Raw genomic sequence first — 15,200 nt, 5'->3', positions numbered from 1 at the left:
CGAAGCCTGGGGGTGTACCTATCTACATCCTGCAGCCGCGAGCGGGGTCGGCCAGGCCCTTGATCGCGGTGCTCACCAGCTTGTTCTCCTTGCCCTCCACCTTGCGCAGATAGATGTCCTGCACCGGGTTGTGGGCCTTGCTCACGGTGAAGGTGCCGCGCGGGCTGTCGATCTTCGCCTTCTCGACGGCGGCCGCGAACTCGGCCTTCTTCGAGATGTCGCCCTTGGTCGCGTTCAGGCCCACGCCCAGCATCTGCGCCGCGTCGTAGCCCTGCACCGCGTACACGTCGGGCTGCAGCTTGAACGACTTGGCGTACGCCACGCGGAAGGCGTTGTCGCGTGCGGTGTTCAGGCCGTCGGCGTAGTGCAGCGTGGTGAGCATGCCCTGGGCCGATTCGCCCTGCGCGTCGAGCGTGCCGTCGGTCAGGAAGCCGGGGCCGTACAACGGAATGGTCTTGTTCAGGCCCGCGGCCTGGTAGTCCTTGACGAACTTCACCGCGCCGCCGCCGGCGAAGAAGGCGTACACCGCATCGGGCTTGGCCGCCGCGATCTCGGTCAGCAGCGCCTGGAACTCCACGTTGGGGAAGGGCAGGGTGAGCTGCTTCTCGACCTTGCCGCCGTTCTTCTCGAAGCCTTCCTTGAAGCCGTTGACCGACTCGTCGCCCGCCGCGTACTTCCAGGTGATGGTCATCGCCTTCTTCTTGCCCTGCTGCTTGGCCGCCACCTCGCCCATGGCGTAGGCCGGCTGCCAGTTGCTGAACGAGCTGCGGAAGATATTGGGCGCGCACATCGGGCCGGTGACGGCGTCGGCGCCGGCGTTGGGCACGATCAGCACGGTGCCGCTTTCCTTGGCGGCCTTGGCCATGGCCATCGCTACGCCCGAATGCACCGTGCCGACGATCACGTCGACGTTGTCGCGTTTGATGAGCTTGTTGACGTTGTCGGTGGCCTTGGCCGGGTCAGATTCGTCGTCGACCTTGAAGTACTCGATCTCGCGGCCGGCGAGCTTGCCGCCCTGCTCGTCGACGTAGAGCTTGAAGCCGTTCTCGATGGCCACGCCCAGTGCGGTGTAGGTGCCGCTGTAGGGCAGCATCAGGCCGACCTTGAGCTTGCCTGTGCCTTGGGCGCCTGCAGCCGACGCGAGCGCGGCGAAGGCGATGGCCGTAAGGGCCAGGCGGGCGGTGCGGATTGTCATGGTGTCTGTCTCCTGTTTTTGGTGATGAAGGAAGTGGCCGCGACGATGACACGATCCGGCTGATCGCGATGCGGGGAATGCCCGCATTCAGGGATTTCGAGCAGCTCGCAACCACCGACGCGCGCGGCGATGCCGCGGATCTGCGCGAGGGTGCCGTACTCGTCGTCGATGCCCTGCACGGCGAGCACGGGGCAGCGGATGGTGTCGAGTTCGCGCTCGATGTTCCAGTCGCGAAATGGCGGATGCAGCCAGATGCGGTTCCAGCCCCAGAAGGCCGAGTCGGCGCTGTCGTGGTAGCGGCCCAGCTTCTGCGGCAGGTCGGTGTCGAGGTAGGCGGTGCGCGCGTTCTCGATGTTCGCCACCGTCACGTCCTCCACGAAGATGTGCGGCGCCAGCACCACGAGGCCCGCCACCTTGTCCGGAAAGCGCGAGGCGTACAGCAGCGAGATCGAACCGCCGTCGCTGTGGCCGAAGAGCCAGGGCTTGCGGTCGCCGAGGCCGAGCGCGGCGAAGAGCGCTGGCAGCACCTCGTGCGCCTGGCGGTGCATGAAGTCGACGTCCCAGATCTCGTCGTTCGCGCGCGGCGTCGAGCGGCCGTAGCCGGGGCGCGAGAACACGAGGCCGCTCACGCCGGCGGCTTCGCACAGCCGCGCGGGGAAGTCCTTCCACATCGCGACGGAGCCCAGGCCCTCGTGCAGGAAGACGACGAGCGGGGCGTCGGTGCGTTCGGGGGCGATCCACTGGCATTCGATGCGCACCTCGCGGTTGCGCCAGATGATGTCTGCGAACTCCGTGCTCATGAGGTCGCTGCCGGCTGTTGCTCCTTCCCCCTCTGGGGGAAGGCTGGGATGGGGGCAAGCGGCGCTCGCAGGGGCCGTGTCTGCGTGGAGGCCGATGCCCCCACCCCGGCCCTCCCCCAGCGGGGGAGGGGGAAAGACGGAGACGGCGCGCGCATCACGATTGCCTTTCCTTCTCACGCAACCTGAACCGCTGGATCTTCCCGGTCGCCGTCTTCGGCAGCTCGGCCACGAACTCCAGGAAGCGCGGGTACTTGTAGGGTGCCAGCCGCTCCTTGACGAAGGCCTTGAGCTCGTCCTCGGTGGCCGCGCCGCCGTCCTTCAGCACGACGAAGGCCTTGGTCTTGGTCAGGCCGTCGGCGTCTTCCTTGCCGATCACCGCCGCCTCGAGCACGGCCGGGTGCTGCATCAGCGTGGCCTCGACCTCGAAGGGCGAGACGTAGATGCCGCTGACCTTGAGCATGTCGTCGCTGCGCCCGGCATAGGTGTAGTAGCCGTCGGCGTCGCGGGTGTACTTGTCGCCGCTCTTGGTCCAGCCGCCCTGGAAGGTCTCGCGCGACTTCTCGCGGTTGGCCCAGTACATCAGCGCCGAGCTCGGGCCGCGGATGTAGAGGTCGCCCACCTCGCCGTCGGGCACGGGGCGGCCGTCCTCGCCGCGCAGCTCGACCTCGTAGCCTTCCACCGGCCGGCCGGTGGTGCCGTAGCGCACGTCGCCGGGGCGGTTGGAGATGAAGATGTGCAGCATCTCCGTCGAGCCGATGCCGTCGATGATCTCGCAGCCGAAGTGCGTCCTGAAGCGTTGCGCGATCTCGCCGGGCAGCGCCTCGCCGGCCGACGAACACATGCGCAGCGCCACCGCCTCGCGTGCGGGCAGCTTCGGCGACGCGAGCATGCCGGCAAAGCCCGTTGGCGCGCCGAAGAACACGGTCGGTCTGTGCTCCGTCCAGCGGCGGAAGGTGGCATCGGGCGTGGGGCGCTCGGCCATCAGCACCACGGTGGCGCCCACCGAGAGCGGGAAGGTCAGCGCATTGCCCAGCCCGTACGCGAAGTACATCTTGGCGGCGGAGAAGCAGACGTCGTCTTCGGTGAGGCCGAGCACCGGCTTGCCATAGAGCTCGGCCGTCCACCACAGGTTGGCGTGCGTGTGGACCGTGCCCTTGGGCTTGCCGGTGGAGCCGGAGGAATACAGCCAGAAGCCCGGGTCGTCCGATGCGGTGGTCACGGGCGATGCCAGCGGTTCGACGGCGGCGAGTGCGGCGTCGAACTCCTGCGCGCCTTCGGGCAGGGCGCCGGTGGGTTGCGAGACGAAGAGAGCGCGCACCTCGTGCCCGCCGCGCGACATCGCCTCCTGCAGCGTCGGCAGCAGCGCGCCCGAGACCAGCACCGCCTGAGCGCGGCTGTGGTCGAGCATGTAGGCGTAGTCGTCGGGCGTGAGCAGCGTGTTCACTGCCACCGGCACCACGCCGGCATAGAGGCTGCCGAGGAAACTCACGGGCCAGTCGTTGCCGTCGAGCATCAGCAGCAGCACGCGCTCCTCGCGCCGGATGCCGGCGGCCCGCAGCGCGGCGGCCAGGCGGCGCGAACGCTCCTCGAGCTGGCCGTAGCTCATGGTGCCGCGGTCGTCGATGTAGGCGGTGCGCGCGGCGCGTTCGCGGTTGAGCTCGAACAGGTGTCCGGCGAAGTTGAATCGTGGGGGCAGGGTCATGGTCTTGTCTCCTTCAGCCTTGCGTGTTCTTGTTTTTTCTTCTTCTAAAGGCCGAGTGCGGCGAGGACGCCGGGGCTTGCCTGTACCGCCGCGCGGCGGTGATAGAAATCGAGCGCGCGCAGCCCGCCCAGCTCGGCGCCGCCGCCTGCGCGGCCGGGGCCGCCGTGCAGCGACATCGGCATCACGTTGCCGTGGCCGGTGTGGGCCTGCGCCACCTCGGGCGTGATGACGTGCACGCGGCCGTGGCTCGGCGCGACGGCCAGCGCGGCCTGCGCCAGCGCCGCGTCGTCGCTGCCATAGATGGAGGTGACGAGCGAGCCCTGGCCGCGATGCGCGAGCGCGATGCCGTGCGCGAGGTCGCGGTAGGGCAGCAGCGTGGCGACCGGTCCGAACACTTCCACGTCGTGCACCAGCTGCGCCGCGTCGGCATCGCGTGCGCCCAGCAGCACGGGGCCGATGCAGGCGGCGACGGCCGGGTCGGCGTCGACCAGGGGCTTGTTGCGGCCGTCGTGCAGCACGGTGGTCTGCTTGGCCAGTGTGTCGAGGCCTTCGCGCACCGCGTCCAGCTGGGCGCGGCTCACGAGCGAGCCCATCCGCACGCTCTCGTCGCGCGGATTGCCGACCGTGGTGCCCGCGAGCTTCGCGCCGATGGCCTCGGCCACTGCGTCGTACGACTCCGCCGGCACCAGGATGCGGCGGATGGCGGTGCACTTCTGGCCCGACTTCACCGTCATCTCGCGCACCACTTCGCGCACGAGCAGGTTGAAGGCGTCGCTGCCGGCAGCGGCCCCGGGCAGCAGCAGGGCGCTGTTGAGGCTGTCGGCCTCGATGTTCACGCGCACCGAGCGCTGCGCCACCGCCGGGTGCGAGCGGATCACCGCGGCGGTCTCGGCCGAGCCGGTGAAGGAAGCCACGTCGAAGGGCTGCAGCGCATCCATCAAACCGGCCGAGCTGCCGCAGACGATGGAAAGCGCGCCGGCTGGCAGCACGCCCGCATCGACCACGTCCTTCACCATGCGCTGCGTGAGCCAGGCGGTGGCGGTGGCCGGCTTCACGATCACCGGCACGCCCGACAGCAGCGCGGGCGCGGCCTTCTCCCACAGGCCCCACGAGGGGAAGTTGAAGGCGTTGATGAAGAGCGCCACACCCTGCGTCGGCACCTGCAGGTGCTGCGACTGGAACACCGGCTCCTTGCCGAGCTTGACCGCATCACCGTCGCGCAGCGCGCGCACGTCGCCGAGCGCATCGCCCCACTTCGCGTACTGGCCCAGCGTGAAGATCGCGCCGTCGATGTCCACGGCCGAGTCGTTCTTCACCGTGCCCGAGTTGGCGGTGGCGATCTCGTAGTAGGCCTCGCGGTTGGCCTGCAGCACCTTCACGATGGCCGCGAGCAATGCGGCCCGCTGGCGGTAGGTGAGGGCGCGCAACGCATTGCCGCCCTGCTCGCGTGCAAAGGCGAATGCGGCGGGCAGGTCGAGGCCGGTGGCATCGACGCGCGCGAGCTCGGTGCCCAGCACCGGGTCGAACAGCGGCGTGCCGACGCCCGATCCGCTTTGCCAGCGGCCGGCGACGTAGTTGGAAAGAAGCTCGGTCATTGGGTGAACTTGATCTGCCCCTCGGGCAGTAGATAAAGGACGAGCGCGCGGCCGCTGGCCACGGTCGGGCGGTGCGCGGTGCCGGGCCCGTAGACGCACCAGCCCGCGGGCCGTCCGTCGAAGGTGGCCGGGTGGTCGTCGAGCGGCATGATCAGGTCGATCTCGCCGTTGGGATGCGTGTGGTGAGGACCGGCGATGTCCTGCATGTCGACCACGTCGACCGAGAAGCGGTGCAGGGCGTCTTCGGCCTTGAAGACTCGGCCGTACCTGATGCCGCCGCCCTCGCGCTCGCAGAGCCAGCCTTCGGCGACGCCGCCGATGCAGGCCTGGCGCAGCTGCTCGAAGCTGGCGCTGCCGGCGCCGTGGTGGGCGTTGAGCCACCGGTCCAGCTCGCCATCGAGCGGCTTGCCGGCGATCTGGGCGGTCAGGCCGGCGATCAGCTGGTGGAATGCTTCCTTGCCGGTGGCGGGAGTGCTGCTGGTGTCGGACATCGTGGGGCCTCGAACTTTGGAACTACCTTGCAGGATCACTGCGCGTGCAGTATCTTGCGTGTGGCCGAACGATAAGCAGCGAGACAAAGGGTGTCAAGCAATATAGTGCATCTATGGTGTTTACCCTGAGCGAGCACAATCCCGGCGAAGAACGAGGAATTGCATGAACGAGCATGTAGACGCGGCGCTGGCCGCCGCGGCTGAAGGCGGCGACAGCGCGCCGGGCCAGGCCGTCGCCGGGGAGGCGAAGAATCCGCTGCTGTCGGCGCTTGGCGACCGCGTGCGCAACCTGCGCGCGCAGCGCGGCCTCACCCGCAAGGCGGTGGCCATCGCGGCCGACGTGTCTGAGCGCCACCTGGCCAATCTCGAATACGGCATCGGCAACGCGTCGATCCTGGTGCTGCAGCAGGTGGCCGGCGCGCTGCACTGCTCGCTGGCCGAGCTGGTGGGCGACGTCACGACAAGTTCGCCCGAGTGGCTGCTGATCCGCGAGCTGCTCGAGAACCGCAGCGAGGCCGATCTGCGCCGCGTGCGCGTGGCGATCGGCGAGCTGCTGGGCACCGCCTCGGTCGATCCGGCGCGGCACCGCCGCATCGCGCTCGTGGGCCTGCGCGGGGCGGGCAAGTCCACGCTGGGCCAGATGCTGGCGGAAGACCTGGAGATTCCCTTCATCGAGCTCAGCCGCGAGATCGAGAAGCTCGCCGGCTGCAGCGTGCGCGAGATCCATGACCTGTACGGCACCAATGCCTACCGCCGCTACGAGCGCCGCGCGCTGGAAGAGGCGGTGCAGATCTACAGCGAGGTGGTGATCGCCACGCCCGGTGGCATCGTCTCCGACCCGGCCACCTTCAACGAGCTGCTCGCGCACTGCACCACCGTGTGGCTCCAGGCCGCGCCCGAGGAGCACATGGGCCGCGTGGCCGCGCAGGGCGACACCCGCCCGATGGCAGCCAGCAAGGAGGCGATGGAGGACCTGCGCCGCATCCTCAATGGCCGCGCCGCCTTCTATTCGAAGGCCGACCTGTCGGTGGACACCAGCGGCAAGACGCTGCCGCAGAGCTTCCAGGCCCTGCGCGCGGCCGTACGCCAGTCCATGGGACTGGTCTAGTCGCCCTCGGGGCTTCCAAAATCTGAAAAAAAGTGCAGCAGGCATTGACTTGCCTGTGTGCATGCAGCATGATGCATGTCATCGGACAAGAAAGTGCATTATCTTTCCTGTTCCCGGTTTCCGAATACTGCCCCACAGCTGCCCCCACAGGAGACTTCCGCATGACCGACACCACCACGCCCCAGGCGCCCCAGCGCGTCGACTACCGCACCGATCCGAGCCAGTACCGTCACTGGTCGCTGAGCTTCGACGGCGCCATCGCGCGCCTCGTGCTCGACATCGCGGAAGACGGCGGCATCCGCCCCGGCTACAAGCTCAAGCTCAACAGCTACGACCTGGGCGTGGACGTGGAACTCAACGACGCGCTCAACCGCGTGCGCTTCGAGCACCCCGAGGTGCGCAGCGTGATCGTCACCAGCGGCAAGGACCGCATCTTCTGCTCGGGCGCCAACATCTTCATGCTCGGCGTCTCCAGCCACGCATGGAAGGTGAACTTCTGCAAGTTCACCAACGAGACGCGCAACGGCATCGAAGACTCCTCGAAGCACTCGGGCCTGAAGTTCCTCGCGGCCGTCAACGGCGCCTGCGCGGGCGGCGGCTACGAGCTGGCGCTGGCCTGCGACGAGATCCTGCTGGTGGACGACCGCTCCTCCGCCGTGTCGCTGCCCGAAGTGCCGCTCCTGGGCGTGCTGCCCGGCACCGGCGGCCTGACCCGCGTGACCGACAAGCGCCACGTGCGCCATGACCTCGCCGACATCTTCTGCACCAGCGTCGAAGGCGTGCGCGGCCAGCGCGCGGTCGAGTGGCGCCTGGTCGACGCGGTCGCCAAGCCCGCTCAGTTCGCCGCCGCCGTGCAGGAACGCGCCTCGCAGCTCGCCGCCGGCAGCGACCGCCCCGCGAATGCCAAGGGCGTGGCGCTCACGCGCATCGAGCGCACCGACAGCGCCGACGGCATCTCGTACGCGAACGTCAATGTGCAGATCGACCGCAGCAGGCGCACCGCCACCATCACCGTGAAGGCGCCCATCGGCGCGCAGCCCTCGGACATCGCCGCCATCGAGGCGGCCGGCGCCGCATGGTGGCCGCTCGCGATGTGCCGTGAGCTCGACGACGCCATCCTGAACCTGCGCACCAACGAGCTCGACATCGGCACCTGGCTGCTCAAGACGGAAGGCGATGCCGCCGCCGTGCTCGCGTCGGACGCGGTGATGCTCGCCAACAAGGACCACTGGCTGGTGCGCGAGACCATCGGCGCGCTGCGCCGCACCCTGGGCCGCCTGGATGTTTCCTCGCGCAGCCTGTTCGCGCTGATCGAAGCCGGCTCGTGCTTCGCCGGCACGCTGGCCGAGCTGGCCTTCGCGGCCGACCGCGCCTACATGCTCGCGCTGCCCGACGATGCCGAACGCGCGCCGAAGCTCACGCTGGACGAATTCAACTTCGGCTTCTTCCCGATGGTGAACGACCAGAGCCGACTGCAGCGCCGCTTCTATGAGGAAGCCGCGCCGCTGGAAGCAGCGCGTGCCGCCGCGGGCAAGCCGCTCGACGCCGACGAGGCCCTGAAGCTGGGCCTTGTGACCGCCGCCCCCGACGACATCGACTGGGACGACGAGATCCGCATCGCCATCGAGGAACGCGCCGCGATGTCGCCCGACTCGCTCACTGGCCTGGAAGCCAACCTGCGCTTCGCGAGCAAGGAGAACATGGTCACCCGCATCTTCGGCCGCCTCTCGGCCTGGCAGAACTGGATCTTCAACCGCCCCAACGCCGTCGGCGAGAAGGGTGCGCTGAAGGTCTACGGCACCGGGCAGAAGGCCGGCTTCGACCTGAATCGGGTATGACCCCCAGGCTTCGCGCACTTCGTGTCGCTTCGCCGACCCCCTTCCAGGGGGCAACGCTAGCGGCCCGGCAAAGCCGGTTCCGCAGCGTTTCTTGAACAGACATCTCTCCAGCAACCACTCGATAAAGGTTTCGCCATGAGCACGATCAACTACAGCGAGAAGATCCCCAACAACGTCAACCTCGGCGAAGACCGCACGCTGCAGCGCGCGCTCGAAGGCTGGCAGCCGAACTTCATCAACTGGTGGGACGACGTGGGCCCCGAGGGCTCCACCAACCACGAGGTCTACCTGCGCACGGCCGTGAGCGTCGATCCGCAGGGCTGGGCCCAGTTCGGCCACGTGAAGATGCGCGACTACCGCTGGGGCATCTTCCTGAACCCCGGCGACTCCAACCGCGAGATCCACTTCGGCGACCACAAGGGCGAGAAGGCCTGGCAGGACGTGCCGGGCGAGCACCGCGCCAACCTGCGCCGCATCATCGTGACTCAGGGCGACACCGAGCCCGCGTCGGTGGAGCAGCAGCGCCACCTGGGCCTGACCGCGCCCAGCATGTACGACCTGCGCAACCTGTTCCAGATCAACGTGGAAGAGGGCCGCCACCTGTGGGCCATGGTCTACCTGCTGCACAAGCACTTCGGCCGCGACGGCCGCGAAGAGGCCGAGGCCCTGCTGCAGCGCACCTCGGGCGACGAGAACAACCCGCGCATCCTGGGCGCCTTCAACGAGCGCACGCCCGACTGGCTCGCGTTCTTCATGTTCACGTACTTCACCGACCGCGACGGCAAGTTCCAGCTGTCGGCGCTGGCCGAGAGCGCCTTCGACCCGCTGGCGCGCACCACGAAGTTCATGCTGACCGAGGAAGCGCACCACATGTTCGTGGGCGAGAGCGGCGTGTCGCGCGTCATCGCACGCACCGCGCAGGTCATGAACGAGCTCAAGACCGACGACCCGCAGAAGGTGCGTGCCGCCGGCGCCATCGACCTGGGGACCATCCAGCGCTACCTGAACTTCCACTACAGCGTGACCATCGACCTGTTCGGCGCCGACCAGTCGAGCAACGCCGCCACCTTCTACAGTTCGGGCCTGAAGGGCCGCTACGAAGAGGGCAAGCGCACCGACGACCACGTGCTCAAGGGCCAGACCTACAAGGTGCTCGAGGTGCAGAACGGCCAGCTCGTCGAGAAGGACGTGCCGATGCTCAACGCGCTCAACGAAGTGCTGCGCGACGACTTCATCAAGGACTCGGTGGCCGGCGTGGGCCGCTGGAACAAGGTGCTGGAGAAGGCCGGCATCCCGACGCGTCTGGTGGTGCCGCACAAGGCGTTCAACCGCCAGATCGGCGCGCTCGCCGGCATCAAGATGTCGCCGGAAGGCCGCGTGGTGAACGACATGGAATGGGCCGCCAAGCGCGACGAGTGGTTGCCCAGTGCCGAAGACTTCGCTTTCGTGGCATCGTTGATGGGCCGCGTGGTGGAGCCGGGCAAGTTCGCCGGCTGGATCTCGCCGCCGGTGATGGGCATCAACCGCCAGCCGGTGGATTTCGAGTACGTCCGCTTCGGCTGATTGGTATCTGGGTATCGCTCCTTCCCCCTCTGGGGAAGGCAGGGATGGGGGCAAGCAGCGCGACCACGACAAGCGCCGCGTGCCCCCACCCAACCCTCCCCCGGAGGGGGAGGGCTCTAGGAGAACAACATGGACATGGCCGTCGAAGCCGGAGTCATCAAGCAGCACCTGATCGACCCCGAGATCTGCATCCGCTGCAACACCTGCGAGGCCACCTGCCCCGTCAACGCGATCACGCACGACGACAACAACTACGTCGTGCGTGCAGACGTCTGCAACGGCTGCATGGCCTGCATCTCGCCGTGCCCCACGGGCTCGATCGACAACTGGCGCACCATGCCGCTGGTACGCGCGTATTCCATCGAGGAGCAGTTCACGTGGGAATCGCTGCCCGCAGAGCTCTCGCCGGAGGAGCTCGAAGCGGCCGGCGTCGCGGCGGGTGCCGAAGCTGCCGTGCCCGCCCAGACGCAGGCGCAGGCCCAGGCCGCGGTCGAAACGATAGAGCCGGCCTTCAATTCCGCGCAGTACGGCGCCACCGTGCCGCCCTGGTCGGCCGCGCATGCCTACACCAACCTCTTTCCGCCGAAGACGCCGACCACCGCCACCGTGGTGGGCAACTTCAACTGCACCGAGGCCGGCTTCGACAGCGAGACGCACCACATCGTGCTCGACTTCGGCGTGGTGCCTTTCCCGGTGCTCGAGGGCCAGTCGATCGGCATCGTGCCGCCAGGCACCGACGCCACGGGCAAGCGCCACCATGCACGCCAGTACTCGGTGGCCAGCCCGCGCAACGGCGAGCGGCCCGGCTACAACAACGTCTCGCTCACCGTGAAGCGCGTCACCGAAGACCACGACGGCACGCCCGTGCGCGGCGTGTGCTCGAACTACGTGTGCGACCTGAAGGTGGGCGACACGGTGCAGGTGGTGGGGCCCTTCGGCTCCTCGTTCCTGATGCCGAACCATCCCAAGTCGCACATCGTGATGATCTGCACCGGTACCGGCAGCGCGCCCATGCGCGCCATGACCGAGTGGCGGCGCCGGCTGCGCAAGAGCGGCAAGTTCGAGGGCGGCAAGCTGCTGCTGTTCTTCGGCGCGCGCACGCAGCAGGAGCTGCCGTACTTCGGTCCGCTGCAGTCGCTGCCCAAGGACTTCATCGACATCAACCTCGCGTTCTCGCGCACGCCCGGGCAACCCAAGCGCTACGTGCAGGACCTGATGCGCGAGCGCGCCGCCGACCTGGCCGCGCTGCTGAAGGACGGCGCCAGCCACTTCTACGTGTGCGGCCTCAAGAGCATGGAAGAAGGCGTGGTGCTCGCACTGCGCGACGTGGCGAAGGACGCCGGGCTCGACTGGGACACGGTGGGCGCCGCGCTGAAGCGCGAAGGTCGCCTGCACCTCGAGACCTACTGAGCCGCGGCGAATGAAGTTCGCCGACTTCCACGCGGGCCAGGTCATCGAGGCCGGGCCCTATGTGCTCTCCGAGGCCGAACTCCTGCAGTTCGCGCAGGCCTACGATCCGCAGTGGTTCCATGTCGATGCGCAAGCCGCTGCGGAAAGCCCCTTCGGCGGGCTCATCGCCAGCGGGTGGCACACCTGCTCCATCGCCATGAAGCTGGTGGTGGAGGCTGCGCTCGCCGGTTCGGAATCCTTCGCGTCGCCGGGCCTGGAGCATGTGCGCTGGCCCAACCCTGTACGCCCCGGCGATGCATTGCGGCTGGTGGCCGACGTGATCGAGGTGCGCCGCTCCGAGAAGCGGCCGACGCTCGGCATCCTGCGCTGGCGCTGGCGGCTCTTCAACCAGCGCGAACTGATGGTGCTCGACGCCGAGGTCACGAGCCTGTTCAAGCTCCAGCCTCCCTGCTGATCGAGGCGACGTGAAAAAGGCCCGCGGCGCTCCGGCACCGCGGGCCTTTCTCATCGGGCTGAAGTCGCGGTTACTTCTTGATGTCGACCGCGCCCGAGCCCTGTGCCCGGCCCTGGGCCTTGGCGCCCACGGCAGGCGCCTTCACCGCGCCGCCGGCCGATCCGACCGCACCGGTCGCGCCCTGGAGCGTGCCGCCCACCGTGTTGGTCACGCCGCCCACGGCATTCGTCGCTCCGCCGACGGCACCCGTGGCGCCGCCCAGCACGCCGCCGACCGTATTTCCGACGCTACCCGTGGCGCCGCTCGCCGCGCTGCCTGCATTCGTGTTCGCGCTGGCCCCGGCATTGGCGCCGGTTGCCGCACCCGCACCGCCGCGTGTGCCTGCGGTGGAGCCCGAGGCATTCACGTCGGCATTGACCCCGACGCCGACCCCGACGCCTTGCGCCTGGGCGACGCCGCCGACGGCCAGCAGGCCTGCGAGCAGGGTGCCGAGGACGATGCGCTTGTGTTGATGCTGTTGCTTCATGGGTGACTGTTCCTTTCGTTGCATGGTCACGTTTCACGGACCGACCGGGTTCGATCGATCCGGGTGCAACCATCGCCGCGCCGGGATCTGTCGCCATGTGCGCCAGGTTCGCCTGCGCGCGTGGGAACCGGCCGTCGGCGGAAATGGGGGGTCGTGCGTTAGGGCGCCAGATCAACGTTCCGTCCATCAAGGCAGAAGATGAGTGCGGAAGAAGGCCGTTGTCTTCTTGTTCACGTCTTGCAACACATTCGGGCGGTCAAAGCCCGGCGGGTCATCGAGCATGTCGCCGATGAGGCCTGACAGCCCCGGCGGTGGCGGCGACAGCAGAGCACCGTGGCCGCCGGTAGGCATTTCGGCGATCAGCTCACAGCGTGGCAGGCAGGCCGCGAGCACGCGGTCGCTGTGGAAGCGCGGAATCAGCCAGCGGTCTTGCCGGGCGGTGATGAGGCCCAGCGGCACGCGCGGATCGGCCAGCGAGCCCATGTCGAAATCGGCCGACGAGGGCACACCTGCCACGATGGCCGCGATGCGCGGGTCGGTGTGCTCGCGCGCCACGGCGTCGTCGCCGAAGCGGCGGCGGATTACGAAAAGCGCTGCCCATTTCTTGATGTCGTCCAGCGGGCCGCCGGTCAGCCGCGTGACGAGGCCGACGCAGGACTGGAAGTCGTCCACCAGGTTTGCCTCGCAGTGCCGGGCGAACGCGGCCGGAGACCAGCGCCCGCCCGCGAGGCTCAGTGCGGTGTGCCCGCCCGCCGACATGCCGTACATGCCGACCTTGTCCAGCCGCAGCAGCGGCGCGAAGCGCGGGTCGCGAACCACCGCGTCGATGGCACGCGACACCTCGGCCGGCCGCATGGTCCAGCTGTCGGGCCCGGGATCGCTGTCGTCCTTGTAGTTGTCGGCCTTGTGTTCCGGCATGGCGACGACAAAGCCAGCCTCGACCAGGCTGCGCGCGATGTCGGCGTGCACCCACGGCGCGCCGCCCGAGCCGTGCGAGATGACCACCAGCCGGCCGTTGCCGGGCACTGGTGTGCCCTCAGCCGCCACTTCGAGCGTGAACCGGGCGCGGCGGGTCGGCTGGGCAGCATCGGACGATGGGTAGAACACCGTGACCGGGCCGTCCCCGGGGGCGGCGGGAAGCTCCGCCAGGCCCATCGAGGCCTGTGCCCAGCTGCAGAAAAACGCGAGAAACAGGAAGAAGAAAGAAGAAGAGCGTCGCATCGTTGGTTCCTTGCCTTTGGAGCCCGCACGATGCCGGGGTGCTGCCGCCCGGTCTTGCCGAAAGCCGCAAGCGCCGGTTTTCGGCCAGAGATTTCAGGATTCGGCCAGCTTCTTCCTGCGGAACTCGGTGGGAGTCAGGCCCGTGGCGGCCTTGAAGGCGCGGTTGAAGGGACCGATCGACTGGAAGCCCGCAGTCAGTGCAATGGTCAGCACCGGCAACTCGCGTTTGGAGGAATCGGCCAGCGCCGCCGTGGCCTCGGCCAGCCGGAAGCCGTTGATGAAGGCGTTGAAATTGCGGTGGCCCAGCCGCTGGTTGATGAGGCGCCGCAGGCGGTACTCGGGCACCGAAAGTCGGGCGGCGAGGGTGGCGATGCTGAGATCTTCGCTGCGGTAGGCGTGCTCGACCGCCATGGCGTGCTGCAGGGATGCGGCGAGGCGGTCTTCGGCGGGGTCAGGGGCTGGCTCGGTAGCGGGTCCCGGCTCGGCGGGTCGGGGATTGGCGGACTCTTCGGCGGGCTGGGCCGGCCCGCCCGGCATCACCGGCGGAATCACGGCCGGTGCCTGTGCCGCCGGGAAGAACTCCGACCCCGCCAGCCGCACCATCTGCCATGTCACCACCGCCACGATCAGCAGCAGCATCGCTGCGTCGGCCGTGGCGGAAGGGCCCGACAGCTGTCCGCGCGGGGAGGCCAGTCGCACCACCAGCATCCCGATGCTGTAGCCGACGCCTGTCACTACGATGAACACGCGCAGCCGGCGCCGGCCTTCCACCAGATCGGCCCGCGACTGCGAAGCCGCGGCCATCGCCGCAAGCACCGCGAACACCAGCGGCACGGCGCGCTGGATACCCATGGTGATCGGCGCGACCACCGAGGCGCTGCCCGCGACCATCGCGCAGTTGAACGCCGCCAGTACCGCCACTGCCAGCCATGAAGCGATGTGAAGCGGCCGCAGCGCGAAGTCGTCGTCGAAGAGTGCTCGCACGAACACCCAGAACAGCACCGCGTTGCTGACCGAGATCGCGACGAAGGGCGATTGCCACGCCCGAGGCACCGTCGCTTCGAACTGCGGCGTGGAGCCGATCACCTGGATGCACAGGCCGAGGGCGAGCAGCAGACCCGCCCGAGCCGCCGGCAGGCGAGGACGGTCGCGGCCGAGGACCAGCACGAGCACGAGCAACAGGGCAAGCAGCATGCCGCGCAGCGCGGCGTCGAGCAGGGTGGTCGGGGCGGGTGTCATGGTCGGGCCCGATTCTCACCCCGGCTCCGCGGCCGCCGGTGGGCGAGCGATTGCACAA

Annotated in this window: 13 protein-coding genes; 5 read left to right on the top strand and 8 right to left on the bottom strand. The window is 68.6% G+C overall.

The genetic code is table 11. The features are described from left to right. Positions 1-22: 22 nt before the first annotated feature. The 5 genes from ACTJLF_RS23835 to ACTJLF_RS23815 all read right to left on the bottom strand — a co-directional run bounded on the left by ACTJLF_RS23835 (position 23) and on the right by ACTJLF_RS23815 (position 5,783). Complete coding sequence (locus ACTJLF_RS23835) at positions 23-1,195, bottom strand: ABC transporter substrate-binding protein (RefSeq protein ID WP_126183530.1); 1,173 nt, start codon at positions 1,193-1,195, stop codon at positions 23-25. After that, a complete protein-coding gene (locus ACTJLF_RS23830) occupies positions 1,192-1,995 on the bottom strand; it encodes an alpha/beta fold hydrolase (RefSeq protein ID WP_184605967.1) in 804 nt (267 codons plus the stop codon). The genes ACTJLF_RS23835 and ACTJLF_RS23830 overlap by 4 nt, the downstream gene beginning before the upstream one ends. Before the next feature lie 154 nt (positions 1,996-2,149). Next, entirely contained in the window at positions 2,150-3,697 is a 1,548-nt protein-coding gene (locus ACTJLF_RS23825) for a benzoate-CoA ligase family protein (protein ID WP_126183528.1), read from the bottom strand. A 44-nt stretch (positions 3,698-3,741) separates the two neighbouring features. Next, entirely contained in the window at positions 3,742-5,292 is a 1,551-nt protein-coding gene (locus tag ACTJLF_RS23820) for a 3,4-dehydroadipyl-CoA semialdehyde dehydrogenase (protein WP_440884027.1), read from the bottom strand. Beyond that, positions 5,289-5,783 (bottom strand): 4-hydroxylaminobenzoate lyase, encoded by a 495-nt coding sequence (locus ACTJLF_RS23815; protein ID WP_132756070.1) that lies wholly within the window; start codon positions 5,781-5,783, stop codon positions 5,289-5,291. Before ACTJLF_RS23815 ends, ACTJLF_RS23820 begins: the two co-directional genes overlap by 4 nt. A gap of 163 nt (positions 5,784-5,946) precedes the next feature. Between ACTJLF_RS23815 and ACTJLF_RS23810 the strand changes: the two genes are divergently transcribed. The 5 genes from ACTJLF_RS23810 (at position 5,947) to ACTJLF_RS23790 (ending at position 12,156) form a co-directional block, all read left to right on the top strand. Then, positions 5,947-6,891 carry a helix-turn-helix transcriptional regulator gene (locus ACTJLF_RS23810; RefSeq protein ID WP_145759423.1) on the top strand — a complete coding sequence of 315 codons (945 nt, stop codon included), beginning with the start codon at positions 5,947-5,949 and terminating at the stop codon, positions 6,889-6,891. Positions 6,892-7,052: 161 nt separating this feature from the next. Beyond that, entirely contained in the window at positions 7,053-8,729 is a 1,677-nt protein-coding gene (gene boxC / locus ACTJLF_RS23805) for a 2,3-epoxybenzoyl-CoA dihydrolase (RefSeq protein WP_440884026.1), read from the top strand. Between the two features lie 135 nt (positions 8,730-8,864). Then, complete coding sequence (boxB, locus tag ACTJLF_RS23800) at positions 8,865-10,292, top strand: benzoyl-CoA 2,3-epoxidase subunit BoxB (RefSeq protein ID WP_019653550.1); 1,428 nt, start codon at positions 8,865-8,867, stop codon at positions 10,290-10,292. Positions 10,293-10,421: 129 nt separating this feature from the next. Beyond that, entirely contained in the window at positions 10,422-11,702 is a 1,281-nt protein-coding gene (gene boxA / locus ACTJLF_RS23795) for a benzoyl-CoA 2,3-epoxidase subunit BoxA (RefSeq protein ID WP_132756066.1), read from the top strand. Between the two features lie 10 nt (positions 11,703-11,712). Beyond that, complete coding sequence (locus tag ACTJLF_RS23790) at positions 11,713-12,156, top strand: MaoC family dehydratase (RefSeq protein WP_126183521.1); 444 nt, start codon at positions 11,713-11,715, stop codon at positions 12,154-12,156. Between the two features lie 70 nt (positions 12,157-12,226). Here ACTJLF_RS23790 and ACTJLF_RS23785 read toward each other — a convergent pair whose 3' ends face one another. From ACTJLF_RS23785 to ACTJLF_RS23775, 3 genes are all read right to left on the bottom strand, one after another. After that, on the bottom strand, positions 12,227-12,682 hold the full coding sequence (locus tag ACTJLF_RS23785; RefSeq protein WP_440884025.1) for an adhesin: 456 nt from the start codon (positions 12,680-12,682) through the stop codon (positions 12,227-12,229). Between the two features lie 186 nt (positions 12,683-12,868). Further along, on the bottom strand, positions 12,869-13,903 hold the full coding sequence (locus ACTJLF_RS23780; RefSeq protein WP_354414961.1) for an alpha/beta hydrolase family protein: 1,035 nt from the start codon (positions 13,901-13,903) through the stop codon (positions 12,869-12,871). 93 nt (positions 13,904-13,996) lie between these two features. After that, positions 13,997-15,142, bottom strand: a complete 1,146-nt coding sequence (locus ACTJLF_RS23775) for a helix-turn-helix domain-containing protein (protein ID WP_440884024.1) — start codon at positions 15,140-15,142, stop codon at positions 13,997-13,999. Positions 15,143-15,200 lie beyond the last annotated feature (58 nt).

The organism is Variovorax sp. 22077, from assembly GCF_052044195.1.
Classification (GTDB): domain Bacteria; phylum Pseudomonadota; class Gammaproteobacteria; order Burkholderiales; family Burkholderiaceae_C; genus Variovorax; species Variovorax atrisoli.
The sequence above is the reverse complement of the archived record's forward strand: the minus strand, read 5'-3'. Positions and strand labels throughout refer to the sequence as shown.